The organism is Nocardia pneumoniae NBRC 100136 (assembly GCF_000308755.1).
GTDB classification, from domain to species: Bacteria; Actinomycetota; Actinomycetes; order Mycobacteriales; family Mycobacteriaceae; genus Nocardia; species Nocardia pneumoniae.
In genome coordinates this window covers 71,249-94,313 of sequence record NZ_BAGF01000002.1, presented here as the reverse complement: position 1 = coordinate 94,313, position 23,065 = coordinate 71,249, and the positions used below count along the sequence as shown (strand labels likewise).

General features: G+C 68.0%; 22 protein-coding genes. 14 read left to right on the top strand and 8 right to left on the bottom strand.

Going from position 1 to position 23,065, the window contains the following annotated elements; genetic code table 11:
* Window positions 1-88 precede the first annotated feature (88 nt).
* Window positions 89-811, bottom strand: coding sequence for an SDR family NAD(P)-dependent oxidoreductase (locus tag ON34_RS00465; protein ID WP_040772696.1), 723 nt, complete (start codon window positions 809-811; stop codon window positions 89-91).
* 109 nt (window positions 812-920) lie between these two features.
* Between ON34_RS00465 and ON34_RS00460 the strand changes: the two genes are divergently transcribed.
* Window positions 921-1,565: a TetR/AcrR family transcriptional regulator gene (locus ON34_RS00460; RefSeq protein WP_040772694.1), complete on the top strand. Its 645-nt coding sequence runs from the start codon at window positions 921-923 to the stop codon at window positions 1,563-1,565.
* Window positions 1,566-1,696: 131 nt separating this feature from the next.
* On the opposite strand, the gene ON34_RS00455 is transcribed toward ON34_RS00460, so the two are convergent.
* The gene (locus tag ON34_RS00455; protein WP_245547821.1) at window positions 1,697-2,461 is read right to left on the bottom strand and encodes a MerR family transcriptional regulator; all 765 of its coding nucleotides are present in this window, start codon (window positions 2,459-2,461) and stop codon (window positions 1,697-1,699) included.
* Between the two features lie 52 nt (window positions 2,462-2,513).
* Window positions 2,514-3,488, bottom strand: a complete 975-nt coding sequence (locus ON34_RS00450; RefSeq protein ID WP_051021985.1) for an EamA family transporter — start codon at window positions 3,486-3,488, stop codon at window positions 2,514-2,516.
* A gap of 105 nt (window positions 3,489-3,593) precedes the next feature.
* Here ON34_RS00450 and ON34_RS00445 point away from each other — a divergent pair, with 105 nt between their 5' ends.
* Window positions 3,594-4,094 carry a MarR family winged helix-turn-helix transcriptional regulator gene (locus ON34_RS00445; RefSeq protein WP_040772692.1) on the top strand — a complete coding sequence of 167 codons (501 nt, stop codon included), beginning with the start codon at window positions 3,594-3,596 and terminating at the stop codon, window positions 4,092-4,094.
* A 107-nt stretch (window positions 4,095-4,201) separates the two neighbouring features.
* Here the strand turns inward: ON34_RS00445 and ON34_RS00440 are convergent, their stop codons facing one another.
* Window positions 4,202-5,899, bottom strand: a complete 1,698-nt coding sequence (locus ON34_RS00440) for a SpoIID/LytB domain-containing protein (protein ID WP_083889055.1) — start codon at window positions 5,897-5,899, stop codon at window positions 4,202-4,204.
* A 279-nt stretch (window positions 5,900-6,178) separates the two neighbouring features.
* Here ON34_RS00440 and ON34_RS00435 point away from each other — a divergent pair, with 279 nt between their 5' ends.
* Window positions 6,179-8,449, top strand: coding sequence for an N-acetylmuramoyl-L-alanine amidase (locus ON34_RS00435; RefSeq protein ID WP_245547820.1), 2,271 nt, complete (start codon window positions 6,179-6,181; stop codon window positions 8,447-8,449).
* Window positions 8,450-8,477: 28 nt separating this feature from the next.
* Here the strand turns inward: ON34_RS00435 and ON34_RS00430 are convergent, their stop codons facing one another.
* Entirely contained in the window at window positions 8,478-9,299 is an 822-nt protein-coding gene (locus ON34_RS00430; protein WP_040772690.1) for a Cof-type HAD-IIB family hydrolase, read from the bottom strand.
* A 154-nt stretch (window positions 9,300-9,453) separates the two neighbouring features.
* Between ON34_RS00430 and ON34_RS00425 the strand changes: the two genes are divergently transcribed.
* The 6 genes from ON34_RS00425 to ON34_RS00400 are packed head-to-tail and all read left to right on the top strand — an operon-like array spanning window position 9,454 to window position 17,274.
* Complete coding sequence (locus tag ON34_RS00425) at window positions 9,454-10,431, top strand: ABC transporter permease (RefSeq protein ID WP_040772688.1); 978 nt, start codon at window positions 9,454-9,456, stop codon at window positions 10,429-10,431.
* Window positions 10,428-11,348: an ABC transporter permease gene (locus ON34_RS00420; RefSeq protein WP_040772686.1), complete on the top strand. Its 921-nt coding sequence runs from the start codon at window positions 10,428-10,430 to the stop codon at window positions 11,346-11,348. The genes ON34_RS00425 and ON34_RS00420 overlap by 4 nt, the downstream gene beginning before the upstream one ends.
* The gene (locus ON34_RS00415; RefSeq protein WP_040772684.1) at window positions 11,345-13,189 is read left to right on the top strand and encodes an ABC transporter ATP-binding protein; all 1,845 of its coding nucleotides are present in this window, start codon (window positions 11,345-11,347) and stop codon (window positions 13,187-13,189) included. The genes ON34_RS00420 and ON34_RS00415 overlap by 4 nt, the downstream gene beginning before the upstream one ends.
* 13 nt (window positions 13,190-13,202) lie before the next feature.
* On the top strand, window positions 13,203-14,903 hold the full coding sequence (locus tag ON34_RS00410; protein WP_040772682.1) for an ABC transporter family substrate-binding protein: 1,701 nt from the start codon (window positions 13,203-13,205) through the stop codon (window positions 14,901-14,903).
* Window positions 14,904-14,935: 32 nt separating this feature from the next.
* Window positions 14,936-16,615: an ABC transporter family substrate-binding protein gene (locus tag ON34_RS00405; RefSeq protein WP_040772680.1), complete on the top strand. Its 1,680-nt coding sequence runs from the start codon at window positions 14,936-14,938 to the stop codon at window positions 16,613-16,615.
* Window positions 16,612-17,274 (top strand): hypothetical protein, encoded by a 663-nt coding sequence (locus tag ON34_RS00400; protein ID WP_245547819.1) that lies wholly within the window; start codon window positions 16,612-16,614, stop codon window positions 17,272-17,274. The genes ON34_RS00405 and ON34_RS00400 overlap by 4 nt, the downstream gene beginning before the upstream one ends.
* Window positions 17,275-17,281: 7 nt before the next feature.
* Here ON34_RS00400 and ON34_RS00395 read toward each other — a convergent pair whose 3' ends face one another.
* Both ON34_RS00395 and ON34_RS00390 read right to left on the bottom strand, forming a co-directional pair.
* The gene (locus ON34_RS00395; RefSeq protein ID WP_040772678.1) at window positions 17,282-17,737 is read right to left on the bottom strand and encodes a DUF6463 family protein; all 456 of its coding nucleotides are present in this window, start codon (window positions 17,735-17,737) and stop codon (window positions 17,282-17,284) included.
* Between the two features lie 13 nt (window positions 17,738-17,750).
* Window positions 17,751-18,350, bottom strand: a complete 600-nt coding sequence (locus ON34_RS00390; RefSeq protein ID WP_040772676.1) for a DUF2867 domain-containing protein — start codon at window positions 18,348-18,350, stop codon at window positions 17,751-17,753.
* Window positions 18,351-18,617: 267 nt separating this feature from the next.
* On the opposite strand from ON34_RS00390, the gene ON34_RS00385 reads away from it, so the two are divergent.
* Both ON34_RS00385 and ON34_RS00380 read left to right on the top strand, forming a co-directional pair.
* Window positions 18,618-19,340: a FadR/GntR family transcriptional regulator gene (locus ON34_RS00385; RefSeq protein ID WP_040772674.1), complete on the top strand. Its 723-nt coding sequence runs from the start codon at window positions 18,618-18,620 to the stop codon at window positions 19,338-19,340.
* Window positions 19,341-19,363: 23 nt separating this feature from the next.
* Entirely contained in the window at window positions 19,364-20,080 is a 717-nt protein-coding gene (locus tag ON34_RS00380; protein WP_083889054.1) for a sterol desaturase family protein, read from the top strand.
* A gap of 231 nt (window positions 20,081-20,311) precedes the next feature.
* On the opposite strand, the gene ON34_RS00375 is transcribed toward ON34_RS00380, so the two are convergent.
* Window positions 20,312-20,869, bottom strand: coding sequence for a TetR/AcrR family transcriptional regulator (locus tag ON34_RS00375; RefSeq protein ID WP_040772899.1), 558 nt, complete (start codon window positions 20,867-20,869; stop codon window positions 20,312-20,314).
* Window positions 20,870-20,996: 127 nt separating this feature from the next.
* Between ON34_RS00375 and ON34_RS00370 the strand changes: the two genes are divergently transcribed.
* The 3 genes from ON34_RS00370 to ON34_RS00360 all read left to right on the top strand — a co-directional run bounded on the left by ON34_RS00370 (window position 20,997) and on the right by ON34_RS00360 (window position 23,056).
* Entirely contained in the window at window positions 20,997-21,746 is a 750-nt protein-coding gene (locus ON34_RS00370) for a carboxymuconolactone decarboxylase family protein (protein WP_040772897.1), read from the top strand.
* 135 nt (window positions 21,747-21,881) lie between these two features.
* Window positions 21,882-22,091 (top strand): heavy-metal-associated domain-containing protein, encoded by a 210-nt coding sequence (locus ON34_RS00365; RefSeq protein WP_040772673.1) that lies wholly within the window; start codon window positions 21,882-21,884, stop codon window positions 22,089-22,091.
* A gap of 20 nt (window positions 22,092-22,111) precedes the next feature.
* Window positions 22,112-23,056, top strand: a complete 945-nt coding sequence (locus ON34_RS00360) for a DUF8832 domain-containing protein (protein ID WP_245547818.1) — start codon at window positions 22,112-22,114, stop codon at window positions 23,054-23,056.
* The last annotated feature ends 9 nt before the right edge of the window (window positions 23,057-23,065 follow it).

The following is a 23,065-nucleotide window of genomic DNA, read 5'->3' as shown; positions in this document are numbered from 1 at the left end:
CTGTCCGGCCGACCCAGTGCGCACGGTCGTACGCGTCACGTCGTTCGCCCGTTCCGAGGCGCGATCGAGCGCCCCTCGCACCCGGATCTCAGGCGGGAAAGCCCACGTCGAGCTCGACCTTGTCCCGCTGGGTGTACAGCCGCCAGTAGTGATCGCCGAGTTCCGTACTGCCGATGCGCACGATCTCGACTCCGTCGGGAACCAGCTCGGGGTGCTCGTCGACGAGCCGGGCGGCCTTGCTTCCGTCGATCAGCGCACCGATATTGAGCAGCCCGACGTAGACGCCGGTGCCGTCCAATTCGATCGCGAGCTGGCGCAGGTAACCGCGCTGCGCGGCCAGGGCGACGCCCCAGTTGGCCAGATAGGGCAGCGGATGGTGCTCGGAGGAACCCGACGAGAACAGCAGAGCACCGTCGCCGCGCTCCACCATGCCGGGCGCCAGCGCCCGCGTCACCAGGATCGGCGAGTGCAGCTTCAGCGCGATCGGCGGATCCAGCGCCGGGACATCCACCGCCAGCGTGGACGAAGTCCGGCTGGCGATGTCGCCCGCCGCGCCGTGCATCGCCACGTCGATCGGGCCGAAGGTCGCCTCGATCTTCTCGATCACGCCCGTGACCTGCGCCGCGTCGGTGACGTCTGCGGGGAAGGCGGCGGCCTCGATGCCCTCACCCGTCAGCTCGTCCGCGTGCCGCCGCGCTTTGTCGGGATCGCGCCCGATCACGGCCACCCGGAACCCTTCGCGGCCGAATCGGCGTCCGGTGCCGACGCCCAGGCCGGGTCCGTACCCGAAGATCGCGATGGTCTTGGACATTTTCCGCTCCTGATTAAGTTGAGACATGGTTCAAGTTACTTGCCGACCCTAGCATTAACTTGAACCTATGCTCAACTTATCCCGTCTGACGGATTTGTAGGATCGGCCCGTGGACAAGCCGTTACGCAGCGACGCCCAGCGCAACCGGGACGCGCTCGTGACGGCGGCACGAGCCGTCTTCGAAGAACGCGGCCTCGACGCGCCCCTGAAGGAGATCGCCACCCGGGCCGGTGTCGCCATCGGCACGCTCTACAACCGCTTCCCCACCCGCGACGACCTCATCGCCGCCGCCGTCGAGGACCGGATCGAGGCAGGCAGTCGCATCGCCGAAGACGCGCTGGCCATCGATGACCCGTGGGAGTCGTTCGTCTACCTGGTGGAGCGGGTCTGCGCGCTGCAAGCCGCCGACCGCCTGCTCAGCGAACTCGCCGTCCGCGCGGCCCCCAGCCGTGCCATCGCGCAAGCTCAGGAGTACGGGCACGGCCTGATGCGGCGGATCATCACCCGCGCCCAGGAAGCGGGAGTGCTGCGCCCCGACTGGGTGCTCGAGGACATCGCGTTCATCACCTGGTCGCACACCAGGATCGTGGAGGCGACCGGCCACGTCGCCCCCGACGCCTGGCGCCGCCATCTCGCCTTGGTGCTCGACGGCCTGCGCGCGGAGGCCGCCCATCCGCTGCCGGTTCCCCCGATCACCGAAGACCAGCTGATGCACGCGCTCGGACGTACGCCCGGCAGCGACGACCACACGTAGCTGCGCGACGGCAGCCCTTACCCCGCTCCACAACCGATGATCGATCCGAAAGACGCGCTCACAGAGCATTGCGCCCAACGGATGACGGCCGGTACGCATACTTCGCGTACCGGCCGTCGGTCAGGTGTGATCTACAGGTTCCGCTCGGCGTAGACCTTCATCGCGTCGCGCACGAATTCCGCGGTGCCCGCACCGTGCACGTCGTAGTTCGCCGCGAAACGCGGGTCGGCGACGTACATTTCGCCCAGGCCGATGAAGGCTTCCCGCACCACCGGCCGCCCCTGCCAGCCGACGCCGATCCAGTCGTAGTGGCGCTGGACGATGGCCTGCACCTCGTCGCTGTCCACCGCGACCCCTGCCGCGTGCGCACGGCCGTAGTCGGCGGCGATGTCGAGATGGGTTTGCTGGAAGGCCTTCTTGTCCGCCTCGGACATCGAGCGCCACCAGCGGTCGCCGCTCTCGTAGGCGTCCTTGCCCCAGCGTTCGATCACCTCGTCCTTGTACTTCGTGTGGTCGAAGCCGTCGAAAACTTCTGTTGCCACGAGTTGTTCACCTCTTTCCGTCTTGTGCAGCGTGGTTTGCACCGACTCGATCTGGCGCCGGATCCGATCCTGTTCCTGCCGTAGCAGGTCCAGGTGCGTGCGCAGCGCGGCGGCGGTGTCCTGTTCTCCGGCAAGGACTTCGGCGATGACCGGAAGGCCGAGGCCGAGTTCTCGCAACAGCAGGATGCGTTGCAGCCGCACGAGGGAGTCCTGGTCGTAGTAGCGATACCCGTTGGCGCCGATCCGGCTGGGCGGCAACAGCCCGAGCTGCCCGTAGTGGCGCAGCGTGCGGCTGGTGGTACCGGCCGCCTTCGCCAGATCCTGAATGGACCATTCCCCGGTGACCATCGTCATGACCGCGTTCTCCCTTCTTGTCTCGTCGGTGCAACCAGCTTGCAAGTTGACGTTACGTCAAGGTCAAGCCTTGTTTCGCCGAGATTCCGGCAGCCAGCGCCGGAGCGGCCGAGACGGGAGGTGCGACGGGCCGGACCGCGGCCTTCGGAGCACCTACCGCCTGGCCGAGCAGGGTCCCGCCCAGCGCGATCACCATGCCGAGGACCTGTAGCGGGGTGAGCGCCTGTCCGAGCGCGACCCACCCGATCACCGCGGCCGACACCGGGCTGAGCAAGCCGAGGAAGGCCACCGACGTGGCGGGCACCCGTGCGATGCCGCGGAACCAGAGCCAGTAGGCCACCGCCGTCCCGACCACGCCGAGGTAGAGGTATCCGCCGACGGCTTCTGCGTCAAGCGTGGGCGGAGCGCCCTCCACGAGCAGCGCCAAGGGCGCGATGAACACGCCGCCCGCGGTGAGCTGCCAGCCGGTCATGGCCAGCGGGCCCACACCATCGGGTCGTCCCCACTTCTTGGTCAGCACGGTGCCCGCGGCCATCGACGCCGCGCCCGCCAGACCCGCGAGCACACCGACGGTGTCGAGTTGCGCGTTGGCACGCAGCACGACGAGCGCGACGCCGAGTACTCCGATGACGCCCGCGATCAGCTTGCGGCCACTCGGTTTCTCGCTCAGCACGCCCGCCGCGATGACGAGCGCGAAGACCGGCGCGACGGCGCCGAGTACCCCCGCGACGCCACCGGGCAGCCGGTAGGCGGCCAGGAACAGCAGCGGGAAGAACGCGCCGATATTGAGAATGCCGAGCACCGCCGCGCGGCCGATCCACCTCCCGCGGGGCAGCACTCGGGTCAACGCGAGCAGCGCGAGACCCGCGGGCAGCGCGCGCGTGAGCGCGGTGAACAGCGGGCGGTCCGGCGGCAGGAATTCAGTGGTGACGGCGTAGGTGGACCCCCAGACGACGGGGGTGAGAGCGGTGAGCGCCAAGGTGCCCGCGACCGAGGCGTCGGCCGGTCCGGCGGTGCGTGTCGTCATGTCTGACTCCTCATTGATAATCTCAACGTTCAGATATCTACTCCCGTAGCTGTCTTGGCGTCAAGTAGATGAACATTGAGATTCTTTGCACAGAGAGGAACTGCGATGTCGGACGCGGTGGATTTGTTCGTGTCGCACTGGCATCGGGAGCGGCCCGAGGTCGACGTCTCACCGATGCTGGTGCTCGGCCGGATCCAGCGACTGGCCCGGCTGATCGAACAGGACCTCAAGCGCTTCTTCGGCGAATTCGGCATGGAATTCTGGGAATTCGACGTGCTGGCCACGCTGCGCCGGTCCGGCGGCGCCGACGGACTCACCGCGGGCGCGCTGATCAAGGTCGCCATGGTGACCTCCGGCGCGATCACCAATCGCATCGACCGGCTGGAGGCCAAGGGACTCGTCGAGCGCAAGCCCTGCCCGGAAGACCGCAGGGCCATTCGCGTCCGGCTCACCGAGCAGGGCCGGGCACTGATCGATGACCTGCTGCCCCGCCACATGGCGAACGAACAGCGATTGCTGGCTGCCCTGGATATTTCGTCCCGCGACCAGCTGGCGGAGCTGCTGCGCACCCTGGCCGAGTCACTCGGGGACACACCGCCGGAGTGATCCCATCGCGCGTCTGGAGCAGCAACACGTCTGAGAGCGAAGCCCGCGCGAGTGGCGCTCGGCGCTCCCGACCAGCCATCGGCTCGGCAGAGTCGAGGGCCGTGTCGCTATTCGGCAGTCGGCAACGCGACAGACGGAACCGAACCGGCTGGGACCGTACCCCCGGGCGGAACTGAACTGGCAGACGCGGTATCGCCAGGCGGAACCGCACCCGTGTTGGGCGTGGAGTCAGCGCGCGGAACGGTATTCGCGGACGGCACGGATGCAGCAGGCGGACTTGCGACTGTCGACGTGTGCGCGCCACCAACCGAAGCCGCACCATCAGCCCCAGGCACAACATCGGACAAGGCGGCAGCATCGAACGGAGGCGCCGCATCAGACGCAACCGCAGGACCGGATGGCGGCACAGTGCCAGGCGGCGGCACGGCACCAGACGCAGCCGCAGCATCGGACGGAGGCGCAACATCAGCCCTGGGCCCACCGGCAGCGTGAGGCGCACCGGCAGCGGGGGCCACACTCGCGGCGGGGGGCGCACCTCCAGATGGATGCGCAGCTTCAGCACTGGGCGTACCAGCAGTGGGTGGAATCGCCTTTCCCTCAGGTGAATCCGGCACCAACTGCAACAGCGTGGTGAAGTCGACCACCTGCGCGCCGAGCGTCGGCGTCGCGATGATGACGCCGTTGGTGAAGAGCCGGTAGGTGCCCGCGTGTTGCGGCAGGATCATCTCGGGGCCGATCGGTGTGCCGACCGCGCTGGTCGCGCCGCCGATCCGGCGATACTCGGCTTCGATCGCCGATTCCGTGCCGGGCGTCTGCTCGTGCGGATCCTCGGGCGGTGCGGTGGCGAGCAGCTCGTGAGGGGCGGGACCGACGTCGAAGGTGTAGATGTCCGCGGGTGTTCCACCGTCGGGCGCGGCGGAGTACTCCGTGCGCAGGATCCGGCCATCGCGCAGCAACACGGTGCCCGCGGTGGCGGCGACGGCGGCGGCCGCCCGCGGATCTTCCCGCGCCGTGCCGGGGTACTCCTGGCAGTCGGTGGTGTCACAGGTCTGCGCGTACGGATAACGCCGCTCGGCCAGTGCGTACGAGCGTGCCGCGATCGCCTGCGCGCGCAGCGCCTCGGCCGCGCCTTTGTCCGCCCAGTTGGCCTGCACCTCGGCCGGGACAACGCCGAGCAGATAGTCCTCGACGTCCACCTGGTTCACCGTGCGGGGTGCGCCGTCCTCGACGGTGACGCCGAGCGCGCCGCGATACGCGGGTCCCCCGCACAGCGTGAGATGTTCGGCGACAGGACGATTCGGCCGGGGATCGAGCGGGTGGATCCACTGGTCGTCGGTTGCCGCCTGCCACAGCACCTCGCCGTCACAGCCGACCGTCACGACGACGTTCGCGCCACCGCCGGGCAGCGGCGTCAGATGCGCCACGTGACCGGGTGCCACGTCGCGGCCCGCGACCCGCAAACCAGCGGCGGCAAAGGCGTCCAGGGACGAGCCGTCCAGCGCCATGAGGCGGACCCGGACCGCCGTGGGCGCGACGGCGGCGAGCACCGCGCCGGGGTAATAGTGCGTGAGAATCCGTTCGGCCACCCACCCGCCCCGTGCGCTTTCGAACGCGCCGACCTGGCTCATGCCGCGCCCATGTCCCGGCCCGGCCACGGTTCGATACGGCGCGTCACCCGGCCAGCCGGACAGCACGAACACGGCGCCGGTGAGCAGCGCGGCTGTGCCGACCGAGACCGGCCGCGGCGTGGACCCCCGCCGACCCCGCACCGCACGGGGTTCGGCACCGCGGATGGGTCCGACCATGCATTTCGCCAACCACCGCGCTGCTGCATTCCGGTGCATCGCTTCACTCCCACGGTTTCCGGGACCGGCGATTCGTACCGGTCGGCATGTCGTCCCCCGCCGGTCACAATCCGAGAGTTACATTCAAGCAAACATAATTCTCTAGTAGAGGTTTAGTCTGTGATTGATGTGGCTATTGTGACCATTGATACATCAGGTAGTTACGCCGAATTGCTCATGCTCCCCGGTTCGACCTGATTGGAGACACTCGTGCGGTACCGCAAACCGAAACGTTCTGTCGTGCTCCCGGTGGTCACCGCCCTCGCGGTAGCGGCGCCGCTCGTCACACTTACACTCAGCGATTCGACCGACTACCGGGCCGCCAACGACAGCGAACCGGCCGCCGTACCGGCCCAACTCGCCGAGGTCGCGCTCACCAGAGCACCCGACATCGTGCTGCCGCTGCGCGAACTCACCGGATTGGACCTGCCGGATCTGCGCCTGTCCGACCTGCGCATGTTGTCGATTCCGGAATCCATTCCGGTGCCGGACGGACTACCGCTGCCACCCGGCGTGCGGCTACCCGAGCGAATACCCCTACCCGAAATCCATCCCGGCCAAACCTCCGGTTCGGATATAACCCGAGGTCCTACGTCCAAGAGCGAGAATTCCCCCGCTCCGGCGAATACCGGACGCGCCCCGGGGAGCGTGCGTTTCATCGCAGATCCCGACCGGCTTCAGCCAGGCACCACTCCCGAGACTCCAGCGCTGTCGCCCGGCGCTCTGCCCCCCGAACTGATGAGCCAAGTCGGGGCGCAGGTGAAGGAACTCTCCCGCGACACCCCGTTCAGCATGGTGGCGCTCACGGCCAAGGATCTGGCGAACACCAAGGCCATGATCCGAGCCCGGCAACCCGACGGCACCTGGGGGCCCTGGTACGACGCGGATCCGGTCGACACCCACCGCACCGACCACTCCGGCCCGGGCGCGACCGAGGGCACCGAACCGATCTACGTCGGCAATACGAACGCGGTACAAGTGCTGGTTACGCGGGCCCGAACCTCGTCGCCGGAGGGCAAGCCGGTGGCGCAGCCCGTTGCGAGCGAGGAAGATTCGGTCTACCGAACCGACCCACAGTCAGGCGATCCCGCCCCACAGACCGACCCACACTCCGGCGACCCCGCCCCACAGACCGACCCACACTCCGGCGACCCCGCCCCACAGACCGACCCACAGTCCAGCGACCCCACCCCACGAGACCCATACCCCGGCGACCCCGCCCAGCGGACCGACCCGCACTCCGCCGACCCGGCCCAGCAGACCGATCCCCATTCCGCCGACCCCGCCCAACCGTTCGATCCCCGCCCCGGCGAACTGGCGCAACCCCGCTCCGACGACGTCGCCCAGCAGACCCCCGACCTGACCGCCGTGCTCATCGATCCCGGGCGCGGCGCCATCGATGGTTCCCTGCACAACGTGGCCGCGGCACTGCCCGGTGGCGGCCCGCCGGTCATCACACGGGCCCAGTGGGGCGCGGACGAATCGATCCGCTGCGACGAACCGACCTACGACGACGGCCTAGGCGGCGTCACCGTGCATCACACCGCTGGTCGAAACGACTACAGCATGGCTGAATCGGCCGGAATCGTCCGCGCGATCTACACCTACCACGCGCAGACTTTGGGCTGGTGCGACATCGGATACAACGCGCTGGTCGACAAGTACGGCCAGGTCTTCGAGGGACGCTTCGGCGGCCTCGACCGGCCGGTGCAGGGCGCGCATGCCGGCGGGTTCAACGAGAACACTTCAGGTGTCGCGCTGATGGGCAACTACGAATCCATTCCACCGACGCAGGAGTCGATCAACGCGATCGGCGCTTTCGTTGGCTGGCGCGCCAAGGTCGCCGGGCTGGATCCCAAGGGCTACACCACGATGTACTCCGAGGGGACGTCGTTCACCCCGTACGCCTTGGGCGAGGCCGTACGGTTGCCGATCGTCTTCGCACACCGCGATGTCGGCAACACCAGCTGCCCCGGCGACGCCGCGTACGCGTTGATGGACCGGATCCGCGACATCGCCGCCGGTGCGCCGGGCGGCCCCGGCGGGTTCCACAGTTCGACCGCCCCGAGCACCGATGTGGCCGCCCTCGCCGAGCTGACCACCAAGTTGCTGAACATGGTGCACGACAACATGATCGCCAGGCACTGGTCGATGTCCGGTGGACCGAACGGACCGCTCGGCGCCGCACAGTCGGAGGTGCTGCCCGCAGCGCACGGCCAGCAGTATGCGAAGTTCACCAACGGCTACGTCTACACCGTGCCGGACGGCCAGATCGTCGAGGTGCTCGGCACCATCCTGGACCGCTTCCTGCAACTCGGCGCCGACACCGGCATACTCGGACTCCCGCTGCGCAACGCCTACCCCGTCCCCGACGGCCTGCGTGCCGACTTCCAGCACGGCTCACTGATCCTCAACCAGCTCACCGGCATCGTCACCACAGTCTTGAAGACCTACAACGACACCCACCAAGAGCAATCGAACCGAAACAGCCCGGTCGCGGGGCTCCGGTGACCATCCCCGGACCGGGCCGCGGTTCGACTCAAACCCACCAGCGTTCGAGCACGCGGGCGACTCCGTCATCGGAATTGGATTCGGCGATCTCGTCGGCGGCCGCGATGGCTTCGGGGTGGGCGTTGCGCATCGCCACGCCGTGTCCGGCCATGGTGAGCATGGGCACGTCGTTGGGCATGTCACCGAACGCGACGATGGTGGCCTCGTCCACGCCGAGACGCTGGGCGACCACCGCGAGACCCGAGGCTTTGGTGATGCCGGGCGCGGACAGTTCGATGAGGCCGTGCTCGGTCGAGTAGGTGATGTCGGCGCGCTCCCCGATCAGCGGAGCGAGCACCGTGCGCATATCCGAGCTGCGCGCGCCGGGTAGCCGGATGAGCATCTTGATGGCCGGTGCGTCGATGACCTCCTCGCGGGCGACCGAGGTGTCGTCCGGATTGAGCCAGGCGTGCTCGTACTGCGGCGAGCTGACGAATTGCGGCGTCACCGCGTCGTGCGCGCTCTCGCCCACCCGTTCCGCCGCGAGACCGCAGCCGGGCAACGCCCGCTCGGCGACATCGGCGAGCCAGGCCAGCGTCGCCACGTCCAACGTCCTGCTGGCCAGCACCCGATCGGACGCGCTGTCGTAGACCACCGCGCCGTTGCCGCACACGCACAGCGGCGCATACCCCAAGCCCTCGACCACCGGCGCGATCCAGCGCGGCGGACGCCCGGTGGCCAGCACGAACGGCACACCGTCCGCGACCAGCGCTCCCACCGCGGCCTTGGTCCGCGCGGTGACCCGCTCGTCGTGATCGATGAGCGTGCCGTCCACATCGGTGGCGACCATCTTCGGCTTGGGCAGGTGCATGGGCCTCACCTCTTCCATCCTGCCGGACAACCCCTGGCCAGTGCCCGGTCCGTCCCCGGATCGGGTCGGACATGCCCGAACGTCTCGTGGCACGCGCGCAGCCGAGCACGTCCTTATGATCGGGGGCTAATACCGCCGAAAGACCAGAGGACTGATGACCGGCTTCCTGCTACGACGCGCGCTCAACTATGTCGTGCTGTTGCTGCTGGCTTCGTTCCTGACGTTCAGCCTGGCGTCCCTGACGTTCCGGCCCCTGGACAGTCTCGAACAACGCAACCCGCGACCGCCGCAGGCAGTGATCGACGCCAAGGCCGAGGAGTTGCACCTCAACGATCCGATTCCGGAGCGGTACCTCACCTGGATCAAGGGCATCCCGCAGGGTGATTTCGGCACCACGTTGGCCGGTCAGCCGGTGAGCGAGGAACTGCCGCGGCGGGTGGCGGTGAGTCTGCGGTTGCTGCTCGTCGGCTCGCTGGTCGGTACCGTGCTCGGGGTTCTGATCGGCGCGGCCGGGGCGATCCGGCAATACAAATTCAGCGACTACTTCACCACGGTGGTGTCGCTGCTGGTCTTGAGCACGCCGGTGTTCCTGCTCGCGACGCTGTTGAAATACGGTGCGCTGGAGGTGAATTCGGTCAGCGGCGAGCAGATCTTCCTCTACACCGGCGAGACGTCGGCCACCGCGATCGATGGCTTCTGGGGGCAGTTGCTCGACCGGATCCAGCACCTGATCCTGCCCACGGCCGCCCTGGCCCTCGGCGCCATGGCGGGCTACAGCCGCTACCAGCGCAACGCCATGCTCGACGTGCTCCAGAGCGATTTCATCCGCACCGCCCGCGCCAAGGGGCTCACCCGCAGCAGAGCGCTGTACAAACACGGCCTGCGTACCGCGCTGATCCCGATGGCGACGCTGTTCGCCTACAGCCTCGGCGGTTTGATCACGGGCGCGACGTTCACCGAGAAGATCTTCGGCTGGCACGGTGTCGGCGAATGGCTGGTCGACTCGATCAACGCCCAGGATCTGTACGTGGTGGTGACGGTGACCGCGTTCGCGGGCTTGGTGGTGCTGGTGTCCGGCCTGCTCTCCGACATCGTGTACGCGATTCTCGACCCCAGGGTGCGTGTGGGATGACGGAAGCCGAAATCATCGTCCAAGGTGCTCCTGAAGTCACCGCGACCGGACGGCGCAGGCTGGTCCTGCGACGATTCCTGCGCAACAAACCGGCCGTCGCCGGCGGCATCGTCCTGATCTTGCTGTTCGTCGCCAGTTTCGCGCTCCCGCCCGTGCTGCCGTACGACTACCAGCAGTTGGACTACACCGCGCTGCTGAAGCCGCCGAGTCTGGAGCACCCGTTCGGCACGACGCAGATCGGCCAGGACGTCCTCGCGCAAACCCTGCGCGGCCTGCAGAAATCCTTGATCATCGGCCTGTGCGTCGCGCTGTTCTCCACCGCGATCGCGGCGACCACCGGTTCGCTGGCCGGGCTGCTCGGCGGCTGGACCGATCGCGCGATCATGTGGCTGGTCGACCTGTTGCTCGTGGTTCCGAGCTTCATCGTCATCGCGCTGTTCGCGCCGCGCACCAAGGGCAGCGGATCCATTCTGCTGCTGATCATCCTGCTGTCCTGCTTCGGCTGGATGATCTCCGCGCGGATCGTGCGCGGCCTGACGCTGAGCCTGCGCGATCGCGAATTCGTCCGCGCCGCACGGTATATGGGCGCGCCCACCCGCACGGTGATCCTCAGCCACATCATCCCGAACATCGCCTCGATCCTGATCATCGACACCACGCTCACCGTCGGCTCGGCGATCATGGCCGAGACGGGACTGAGCTTCCTCGGATTCGGCGTGCAGCCCCCGGACGTGTCGCTCGGCTCGCTGATCGCGACGGGCACCAAGTCGGCGCTGACCTATCCGTGGCTGTTCCTGTTCGCGGGTGGTCTGTTGATCATCACCGTGCTGTGCGCGAACCTGGTCGGCGACGGACTGCGGGACGCGTTCGATCCCGGCGCCAAGCGAGCGCGGTCGAAGAAGAAGGCGAAAGCATGACCCACTCGACCACACCGCTGCTGGAGATCACCGATCTGCGCGTCTCCTTCCCGAGCGAGGAGGGCCGGATCGACGCGGTCCGCGGCGTCACCTACACGGTGTCCGACGGTGAAGTGCTCGCCATCGTCGGCGAATCCGGTTCGGGCAAGTCGGTGTCCTCGCTGGCGGTGATGGGGTTGCTGCCGGAGCAGGCGCGGATCACCGGCTCCATCCGGTTCCGCGGCCGCGAACTGCTCGGGCTCGGCGACCGGCAGTTGTCCCAGCTGCGCGGCAGTTCCATCAGCATGGTGTTCCAGGACCCGCTGTCCGCGCTCACCCCGGTCTACCGGGTGGGCGACCAGATCGCCGAGGCCCTGCTGGCGCACGGCAAGATGAGCAAGTCCGAGGCCGCGAAACGGGCGGTGGAACTGCTCGATTTGGTCGGCATCCCCGATCCGGAGGTGCGGGCCAAGGCGTTCCCGCACGAATTCTCCGGCGGCCAGCGCCAGCGAGTGGTCATCGCGATGGCGATCGCCAACGATCCGGCGCTGATCATCTGCGACGAGCCGACCACTGCGCTGGACGTGACGGTGCAGAAGCAGATCCTCAACCTGCTGCGCAAGGCGCGGGACATCACCGGTGCGGGCGTCATCATGATCACCCACGACATGGGGATCGCCGCCACGCTGGCCGACCGCGTCGCCGTGATGTACGCGGGCCGGATCGTCGAGACCGCCGCCACCGCGGAGCTGTTCAACGCGCCGCGGATGCCCTATACCGTGGGGCTGCTCGGCTCGATTCCGCGGATGGACGGTCCCCCGCGCCGTCCGCTGATCCCGATCGTCGGCGCGCCGCCCGCCATGCACGCGCTGCCGCCGGGGTGCACGTTCGCACCGCGCTGCCCCGTCGCGCTCGATGAGTGCAGGGCCGCGGAACCGCCGCTGGAGCTGACCGAGCCCGGGCATTCCGCCGCCTGCATCCGCACCGCCGAGGTCGGCACGGACGCGCTGTTCGAGGCCTACCGCAGCGAGGTTTCCGAGCCGGAGACCGAGGCCGAGGTGGACTCCGAGGTGGTGCTGCGGGTCTCCGACCTGGTGAAGGTCTTCCCGATCACCTCCGGTGTGGTGCTGCGCCGCCGCAAGGGCGAGATCAGGGCGGTCGACGGCATCAGCTTCGAGGTGCGGGCCGGGCGAACCTTGGCGCTGGTCGGCGAGTCCGGCTCCGGGAAGTCCACCACGCTCACCCAGATTCTCGATCTGGTTCGCCCCCAGGGCGGCACCATCGAGATCATGGGCAGCGACGTGGCGTCGCTGAGCAAGGCGCGCAGGCGGGAGATCCGCAGGAAGATGCAGATCGTCTTCCAGGATCCCACCGCCTCGCTGGACCCGCGGCTGCCGATCTTCGACGCGCTCGCCGAGCCGCTGCGCATCGACGGGCGATCGCGGGCCGAGATCGCTCGGCGGGTCCCGGAATTGCTCGAGCAGGTCGGGCTGCGCCCGGAGCACGCCGACCGCTATCCCGCCGACTTCTCCGGCGGACAGAAACAGCGCATCAGCATCGCCCGCGCGCTCGCGCTGGATCCGGAGTTGCTCGTGCTGGACGAGCCGGTGTCCTCGCTGGACGTCTCGATCCAAGCGGGTGTGCTGAACCTGCTGCGCGATCTGCAGACCGAGCGCGCGCTGTCCTACCTGTTCGTCTCCCACGACCTCTCGGTGGTCCGCAATCTGGCCCATGACATCGCGGTCATGTATCGCGGGAAGATCGTCGAATACGGCCCGGCCGAACAGATTTTCGCGGCGCCTGCGCACGAGTACACGCGTGCGCTGATCGATGCCGTGCCGGTACCGGTGGTCAGCCGCTAGAAAGGACAGCGCGATGCGGATCCGATCGACCCGAAACCGCACCCGCCCGCGGCCGGTGCGCTGGGCGGTTCCGCTCGTCGCGCTTGGACTCGTGGTCGCGGGCTGTGGCGCGGACGACGCCGAATCGGCGAAGGGGCTGTCCGACGCGCTCGGCACCACCAGCGACATCAATCCGCGGCACCCGGACGAGCTGCGCGAGGGCGGCAACCTGCGCCTGGCCACCACCTCGTTCCCGGCGAACTGGAACACGCTGTCCAACGACGGGCACGACGGCGAGATCGGCGACATCGAGCGGCCCTTGATGCCCCGCGCGTTCAACACCGACGCCGCGGGACAGCTGACCGTCGACAAGGACTACTTCACCGACGTTCAACTGACCGGTACCGAACCGCAGCAGGTCACCTACACCATCAATCCGAAGGCCGTCTGGTCCGACGGCACCCCGATCACCTGGGAAGACATCAGCTCCCAGGCGTATGCGCTCAGCGGCGCCGACAAACGCTTCCTGATCGCGATCACCAGCGGCTTCGACCGGGTGGAGAAGGTCGAACGCGGCGTCGACGACCGGCAGGCGATCATCACGTTCAAGCAGCACTACGCCGAATGGCGCGGCCAGTTCGCCGGGAACATGGCGCTGTTCCCCAAATCGGTGACCGCCGATCCCGACTCGTTCAACCACAGCCTGGCCGACCACATGGGCCCGACCGCGGGCCCGTTCCTGATCCGGTCCACCGATCGCACCCAGGGCCGCATCGTGCTGGCCCGCAACCCGAACTGGTGGGGCGACAAGCCGAAGCTGGACACCATCACATTCAGCGTGCTCGACCGCGCGGCCTGGGTGGGTGCGCTGCAGAACAACGAACTCGACGCGGTGCGGCTGAGCACGATCGACGACGTCAAAACCGTGCGCAGCACCTCAGGGCTGGTCGTGCGCCGGGCGCCGGGCAACCGGTGGCGGCACATCACGTTCAACGGCGCCCCGGGTTCGATCCTCGCCGATCCGAGACTGCGCGTGGCCATCGCCAAGGCCATCGACCGCCAGGGCATCGCGACCGCCACCCAGAACGGCCTGGTGGAGAACCCGAAACCGCTGAACAACCACGTCTTCCTGCAAGGGCAGGAGGGCTACCGCGACAACAGCCTCGGCTACGACCCCGCGGCCGCGGCGAAGGAACTCGACGATCTGGGCTGGAAGCCGGTCGGCGGCATCCGCGAGAAGGACGGCCGCAAGCTGGTCATCCGCGACGTCATGTACAACGACCCCACCTGGGTGCAGATCGCGCAGATCGTCCAGCAGAACCTGGCCGCGATCGGCGTCGGGCTGGTGATCGACACCAAGCCGGGCGCGGGCTACTTCACCGACGTGATCCAGCCCGGTGATTTCGACGCCGCCCAGTTCATCTTCTCCGGCGACGCGTTCCCGCTCAGCAGCCTTCCGCAGATCTACGCCTATCACCCCGACGACCTGCAGGGTAACTACGGCCGCATCGGCTCGCCGGAGCTGAACGCCCTCATCGATCGCACCCTGTCGGAGCTGGACCCGGCGAAGGCGATCGAGCTCGCCAACCAGGTCGACCGCGCGGTCTTCGAAGAGGGCCACTCGCTGCCGCTGACCCAGTCGGAAGGAAACTTCGGTATCCGCGCCGACATCGCCAACTACGGGTCCCCCGGGCTCGCCTCATACGACTACACCAGAATTGGTTTCCTGAAGTAGACACGCAGCGCCGCTGCGGGAAGGAGCGAACCATGCGGATTCGTTCACTGACGACACGACTGGCGATTGCCGCCGTCGCGATCGGATTGGTGGCCTCCGGGTGTAGCTCGGACGACGAGGGCGCGCCAGCGGGCTCGGCCGCCGAGCTCGGCACCACGAACGACATCAACCCGCACGATGTCAGCGAGCTGCGCGACGGTGGCAACCTGCGCCTGGCCATCTCGGCGTTCCCCGCGAACTGGAACAGCCTGTCCAACGACGGGAACGACGCCGAGACCGGCGCGATCGAGCGGCCGATGATGCCCCGCGCCTTCCGGACCAACGCGGCGGGCGAGCTGTCGATCAACACCGACTACTTCACCGACGTCCAACTGACGAACACCAATCCGCAGCAGGTGACCTACACGATCAATCCCAAGGCCGTGTGGTCCGACGGAACCCCGATCACCTGGGAGGACATCCAGTCCCAGGCGAACGCGCTCAGCGGCGCGGACAAGGCGTTCCTGATCGCCAACAACAGCGGGTTCGATCGGGTGGAGAAGGTCGAGCGCGGCGTCGACGACCGGCAGGCGATCATCACCTTCAAGCAGCACTACGCCGAATGGCGCGGGCAGTTCGCGGGCAACACCTTCCTGTTCCCCAAGTCCGTCACCGCCACGCCCGAGGCGTTCAACAAGAGCCTCGTCGACGGCATCGCGCTGACCGCGGGGCCGTTCCTCGTGCAGTCCACCGACCGGGCGCAGGGGCGAATCGTGCTCGGCCGCAACCCCAAGTGGTGGGGCGACACCCCGAAGCTCGACACGATCACCTTCAGCGTGCTCGATTCCTCCGCGCAATTGCCCGCGTTGCAGAACAACGAGATCGACGCGGTCGGCCTGGGCACCCGGGACGAGCTGAGGACCGCGCGGAACACGCCGGGCATCGCCATCCGCCGGGCTCCGGGCAACAGCTGGAACCACTTCACCTTCAACGGCGCCCCCGGCTCCATCCTCGCCGACCAGAAGTTGCGCGTGGCCATCTCGAAGGCGATCGACCGGCAGGGCATCGTGACGGCCATCCAGAACGGCCTGGTGGAGAACCCGAAACCGCTGAACAACCACATCTTCATCCAGGGGCAGAAGGGATACCAGGACAACAGCCTCGGCTTCGACCCGGCCGCCGCCGCGAAGGAGCTCGACGACCTGGGCTGGAAGCTGGTCGGCGACGTCCGGGAGAAGGACGGCCGCCGACTGGAGATCCGCGACGTCATGTACCAGGACGACACCTGGGTGCAGATCGCGCAGATCATCCAGCAGAACCTGGCCGCGGTGGGCGTCAAACTCAACATCGAGACCAAGCCGGGCAAGGGCTTCTTCACCGACGTGATCCAGCCGGGCAACTTCGACGTCGCGCAGTGGACCTGGGTGGGTGACCCGTTCCCGCTCGGCAGCCTCAACCAGATCTACGGCTACAACCCGAACGACCTGCAGGGCAACTACGGCCGCATCGGCTCGCCGGAACTGAACGCGCTGATCGAGCAGACGATCTCCGAACTCGACCCGCAGAAGGCGATCGAACTGGCGAACCAGGTGGACCGCAAGGTGTTCGAGGAGGGCCATTCGCTGCCGCTGATGCAGTCGGCGGGCAATGTCGGGGTGCGCGCCAACTTGGCGAACTATGGCGCCGCCGGACTGGCGTCCCTGGACTACACGAAAATCGGTTTCTTGAAGTGAGTCTCGGACCGGGCCATCCCCTGGCCTATCCGCTCACAGTGACGATCGGCGCCCTCGCGGTCTGTGCCGCGTGGGCGCCGTTCGGCACTCTGGATCAGGTGGCGGCGATCGCGGCGGTCGTGCTCGGCATTCTCGGGTACACGGGGTATCGGCTCGGCGTCGCGTACGGCCTGCTTCCGTTCTGGCGTTCGGGTACCGCGCGGACCGTGCGGGTTACTCGGGTCCGCCAACAGCACCGCCTGGTCAGCCGTTCCTGGTTGCAGGTCGGCGGCACGGGCCGTCCGCGCTGGCTTCCGGTCTACTTCGACCCGGTGCTGACCACCCTCACCGAAACCGAAGCCGACGTGAACGACCGCACGATTCACCTTGCCGGAAGACGCCTCTACCCTTCCGGCCGCATCCGCGACGTCGAACCGCCAGGCCGTTTGATCGACAACCCCAGCCGCCCCGACCCCGACGCGCCCACCCAGACGGCGGCGGCCACTCGTCTGCGCCGCCGCCTTCTGCTCGACGCCCAATCCACCGTCGCCGCGCCTTTCGCGGCTCTCCTGTGGGTCTACATCGACGGCGGCGGCCTGCCCGTCTTCCTGGCCGCGGCCACCATCGCCGCCGCTGCCACCGTCTGGATCTCCGCGATCCGCGGTTCCGACCCCACCTGAAATCAGGTCAGGCCAGGTCCATCTGCGGATCTCGGGTTGCTTCCGACCGCTCTTCCTTGCGTGCTGCCAAGACGATGAGTACCCCGGGGATGATCCCGACGAAGAACGGGGATGGCACGAGAAGGACGCCACCCACCGCACACCACGCCGCGATGCCCCAGCCGATTCCGGCGGGCAGGGCCACCCCGCGTCCAGCGAGGTGCCAGGTCAGCAACCCCAAGAGAATCAGCGGCACGGCGAAGCTTCCCGGACCTGCCCAGAAAGTGACCCTGCTCTCCAGGGATTCCACCGTCTGGACGGCGTCTCCGTCGGTGAGCGTGAGCGGCACCGCTGCCCATAGCCCCTGGTCCATCCAGCCGGTGATCTCGTCCCAGGCGGCGAGCGCGAGCAAGGCCAGATGCCCTGTTCCCAGCACGACCATGATTCCGCTCGCCCAGCGGAGCAAACGCTTTCCGGAGTTCATCGTGACCTTCTTCCTACTCCGCCTCGGCATCGTCGCGCTCGCGCCATGCGCGTTCCCACTGCCGGGTCAGCGCCGGGTAGACGATGAGGTATCGAAATGGCTTGATGGCGGCCATGTAGAGCCGCCCGAACAAACCGTTGGGCTTGACCAGGACGGCCATTCGCAGTTCGTACTCGCCGTCGGCTCCTCGCACCCAGCCGAGGTGCATCACGGTGTGCACGGTTTTGTTGGCCAGCTCGCGGGCGGATTCCATGTCGAGTTCGTAAACCCCTTTGAGCGGCATTTTCTCGTCGTCGAATCCGCGGGGAGCGTCACGGATGTCGTCGGGGAGGCGGTCGCGGAGCGAGGCCACCCGCTTACCGACGCCCGCGGATGGTTTGTCCCAGCCGAGGAGTGCACCGAGCTTCCACCGAACGGCGAACAAGAACCGCACCGGCCAGGTCTGTTTCGCCGGTCCGCCCGCAGCTCGCAAGGCCGCGAGCATCGTCGGGAAGTCGTCCGGCCCGGCTCCCGGAGTGCGGTACGACCAGACGTCCTCTACCGAGAAGTCCTTGGTGAATTCGTGGATACGCCACGGATGATCGGTGTAGGTGGTCGTCGCGAGTCGTGACACGGTTCGCCTCCCATTTATACGGCACCGTATAGATCACCTGTACGGTACCGAATAAATGCGCCGCACTCAATCCGCGACGGCGGGTTGCCCAGCAGCTTCGCCCGGCCCGATCCACAGGTGGTGCAGTTCCGGGACAGTGCGCCGAATCGTGACGAAGTCCGTGGCGCTGCGCACCACGGTGGCATCGTGTCGCAGAGCAATGACGGCGATGGCGGCAAATTGGTCTGACCACTTGACCTCCTGACCAACTCGGCGCACAGTAGACGCATGGCGTTGCAACCTGTGGTCAAGCGGTCGGTGTCGGCGGACGTGTTCGAGCAGATCGCGGCGGACGTGCTCAGTGGGGAGCTGGCGCCAGGGTCGACCCTGCCCAGCGAGCGGCAGTTGGCGGAGGCCCTCGGCGTCTCGCGGCCCGCGGTGCGGGAGGCGCTGCAGCGACTCGCGGCTGCGGGGCTGGTGTCCGTGCGTCAGGGGGACGCGACCACCGTGCTGGACTACCGGCGCGGGGCCGGACTCGAGGTCCTGCCCAGGTTGCTGGTGCAAGCCGGGGAACTGGACCCCGCGGTGGCGCGCAGCATCCTGGAGGCGCGGCTGCACAACGGACCGAAGGTGGCGGAGCTGGCCGCACGCCGGGTCGGCGCGGCCGGCGCCGACGAGATCCGCGCGCTGCTCGGCGCCTCCGTCGAAGCGCTTGCCGCCGAACAGGATCCGATCGCCCAGCAACGGCATGCGATGGAGTTCTGGGATCACGTCGTGGACGCGGCCGACTCCATCGTGTTCCGGCTGATGTTCAACATGTTGCGCGCCGCCTATGAACCGGCGCTCGCGGCGCTCGCCCCGATCATGTCCGCCGAGGTGGGCAACGTCGAGGCATACCGCGAACTGGCCGCCGCCATCGTGGCGGGCCGGCCGCAGAAGGCCGCCACTACCGCTCGGGCGCTGCTCGAACCGGCGACCACCGCTTTGATCGAGGTCCTCGGCGGATCCTGATCACGCATCACGTAGGAACAACCATGACGAAATCCAAGGCGTCCGAACCGGATACGGTCGAGGCGCAGGCGCACGAGAAAGTACGCCGGGACGAGCGGGCACTGCGCCGCGGGCTGACCCTCGGGCAAGCGTTCCGCGAATTCCTTCGGCATCCCTCGCCGTGGATGATCGCGACCACGCTGGCCGGCGCGGTGATCGGCCGGATCGTCGTCGGCGACTGGCAACCGCCCGACCTGCTCGTGCCCGCCGTGATGCTGGTGGTCTTCCCGGTCTTCGAGTGGATCGTGCACGTCACCGTGTTGCACTGGCGGCCGCGGCGGCTCGGCCCGATCCCGCTCGACAGCGAGCTGGCCCGCAAACACCGCGAGCACCATGTCGATCCGCGCAACATCCCACTGATCTTCATCCCGACGAGGACGCTCGCCATCCTGATCGTCGTCCTGATCGCCCTCGCCGCGTTCGCCTTCCCACGCCTCGGCCTCGGCCTGGCCTTCCTGATCACCATCACACTGCTCGGCCTCGGCTACGAGTGGACGCACTACCTGATCCACACCGACTACAAACCGCAAGGCTCCCTCTACCGCGCCGTCTGGCGCAACCACCGCCACCACCACTACAAGAACGAGCACTACTGGTTCACGGTCACCACCTCCGGCACCGCCGACCGCCTCTTCGGCACCTACCCCGACCCGGCGACGACGGAAACCTCCCCCACCGCCCGCAACTTGCACTCGGCCTGACCTCGGCAGCTGCCATCGCTTGGCGGGGATCAGGACCCGAAAGCGCACTCGGCCACGTCGTGGAGGGTGAGCTCTAGTCCGTGGTCGGCGAACGGTTCGCGTGCCACGGCGACGATCCGCTGTTGGCGACCCGCTGAGCAAAGCCCCGGAGGGGCGTCCACGAGTTCGGCTCTGACAAGGGCGCGCCGTCGAGCCGCACCGACGGTCGACGAGCACCGCTCAGTGAGCGGATCACCCCGCCGCGAGCAGGCGCTGTGCGATGCCGCGGGCGCGGGCGGCTGCGTCGGGAGTGCCCTCGCGGAGGGCGGTGACGATGGCGCCGTCGACCAGGAGGGCGAGTTCGGTGGCCAGTTCGGGGGCGTCGGATCGACCGGCCTCGGTGAGGAGTTCGGTCAGGTAGGCGATCACGCGGCGTTTGTGGCGATCGGCGACCTGGTGCGCCGCGCTCTCGCGATCGGCTACCTCGACCATGGTGTTGATGAAAGCGCAGCCGCGAAAGTCCTTGCGGGCGAACCGGTCTGCGAGCGCGTCGAAGACCGCGAGCGGGCGGGCGGCGGGGTCGTCGGTTCGCGCCTCGACGGATTCACGCAGCCAGTCCAGCCAGCGGCGGTCACGGTCTTCCAGCACCGCGACGACGAGATCGTCCTTGCTCGCGAAGTGGCGATAGAAGGACGCGCGGCCCACGCCCGATTCCTGGAGCAGCCGATCTACGCCGACGGCACGGATGCCTTCGGTATAGAACAACTCCTCCGCCGTGGTGAGCAAACGCTGCTTGGCCCGGGTTGCCATGGTGACACCGTAGCAGAACGGCACCAGTCAGTACCGTTTTGCTTGACCTACATGGAACCGGTCAGTACCGTCTTGATTCAACCGATCGGAACCGATCGGTACCATCTTGTCCGAGCTGGAGGCTTCGATGTCCCGCCTACCCCTGGTGTCCGCCGACACCGCCGACGCCGAGCAGGCCGACCTGCTCACCGAGGTGCAACGCCAATTGGGCCGCGTTCCGAATCTCTACGCCGCCATGGCGAACAGCCCGGCCACCCTGCGCGGCTACCTCGGCCTGCGCGACGCACTGACCAGGGGCAAGCTCTCCGCCCGCACTCGCGAACAACTCGCTCTGCTGGTCGCGAGCGAGAACGGCTGCGACTATTGCGTGGCCGCGCACACCATGCGGGCAGGCAAGATGGGCTTCACCGAGCAGGCGATCGCCGACACTCGCGCGGCACGCGCCGACGACCCGCACGCCGACGCGATCCTGCGCGTCGCCCGCGCCGTATCGCGTTCCCGCGGCCGACTCGACGACAGCGTCCTCGCCGCCGCGCGAACTCACGGCGTGAGCGACGCGGAACTGACCGAGGTCGTCGGCCACATCGCGCTGAACATCCTGTCCAACTACTTCAATCACGTCGCCGAACCGGAACTGGATTTCCCACCCACCGCACCGATGAAAGGCGCACCGATGAACGCACAGTGGCGGACCGCGACCGAAGTCGCGCTCGTCGAGGGGTACTCCCTGCTGAACAGTGCCGGAGTTCCCGCACGCACCGTGGAGGACGTCCAGATCGCGATCGAGGGCGGCTTCTTGCACGTCAAGGTCTCGGAATCGGCCGATGTTCAGGTCGTCTCCGCCCCAGCGGTCGCCGTGGTGACCTACGCGGCCTGATCCCGACCGCTCACCGAGCCCGGTCCGCGCGCGGGCCGGGCTTTGTCATGTGTGCCGGAGCACTCTTGACAGAGTTATACCCTAGGGGGGTATGGTAGACGCAGCAACACACGGCAACCCGAAGAGGAGAGCGACATGAGCACCGCCACCACCGTGACCGTCACCGGAATGTCCTGCGGCGGGTGCGCCGCCTCGGTCCGGGACGAGATCGGCCGTATCGACGGCGTCAGCTCCGTCGCCGTCGACCTCGCCAGCGGCCGGGTGACCGTGGAGAGCGCGAGCCCGGTCGAGCGCGCCGAAGTGTCCGCCGCCGTGGCCCGCGCGGGCTACGCGGTCGCCGACTGAGCACCGAACGGAGCACACCGATGAACGCTTCCACCAAGTTCGGCGGATTCGCCCTCGGCCTCGCGGCGGTCTTCGGGATCGCTCTCGCAACCGGCGCGGTCATCGGCCCCGAGCCCGCCGCGCACAACTCGGGGACACACGACGGATCCGCCGAACCGGGCGCGACCCACTCAGAGGCGCTACCTGGAGGAATGATGGCAACCGACCGCGGATACACCCTGCGGCTCGACACCACGCAGGCCGCACCGGCACCGGATGTGCCGCTTCGCTTCCGCATCCTGGACCAGAACGGGACGGCCGTCACTCGCTATGTGCGCAGCCACGACAAGGATCTGCATCTGATCGTCGTCCGCCGCGACATGGTCGCCTTCCAGCACGTGCACCCGGTGCTGGGGGCAGACGGAACCTGGAGCGTCCCGCTCGATCTCACCCGCGCGGGCGACTATCGGGTCTTCGCCGACTTCACCCCGGACGGCGGCGAAAACATGACCCTGGGCGCGGATCTCCGGGTGGCGGGTAAGTACGACCCGCAACAACTCCCGGCCGCGACCACCACCGCCACGGTCGGCGATTACACCGTGGCGCTGGACGGCGTCGTCGTCCCCGGTCGGCCCTCGACGGTGACCCTGTCGGTGCAGCGTGGCGGCAAGCCGGTCACCGACCTCCAGCCCTACCTCGGGGCCTACGGCCACCTGGTGGCACTGCGCGCCGCCGACCTCGGTTACCTGCACGTCCACCCGGAAGGCCACCCGGGTGACGGCGTGACCGCGGCCGGACCGGGCATCACCTTCGCCCTCACGGCGCCGAGCGCGGGCGACTACCGCCTGTTCCTCGACTTCCAGCACGAGGGCGTGGTACGCACCGCCGAATTCACCCTGACCGTCCAGGACACCCCCGCCGCAGGCGTCACCACGCACACCGAACACACTGGTCAGCAGCTGGTGCCGGGCGGCCACAGCCACTGACCCGTCGAT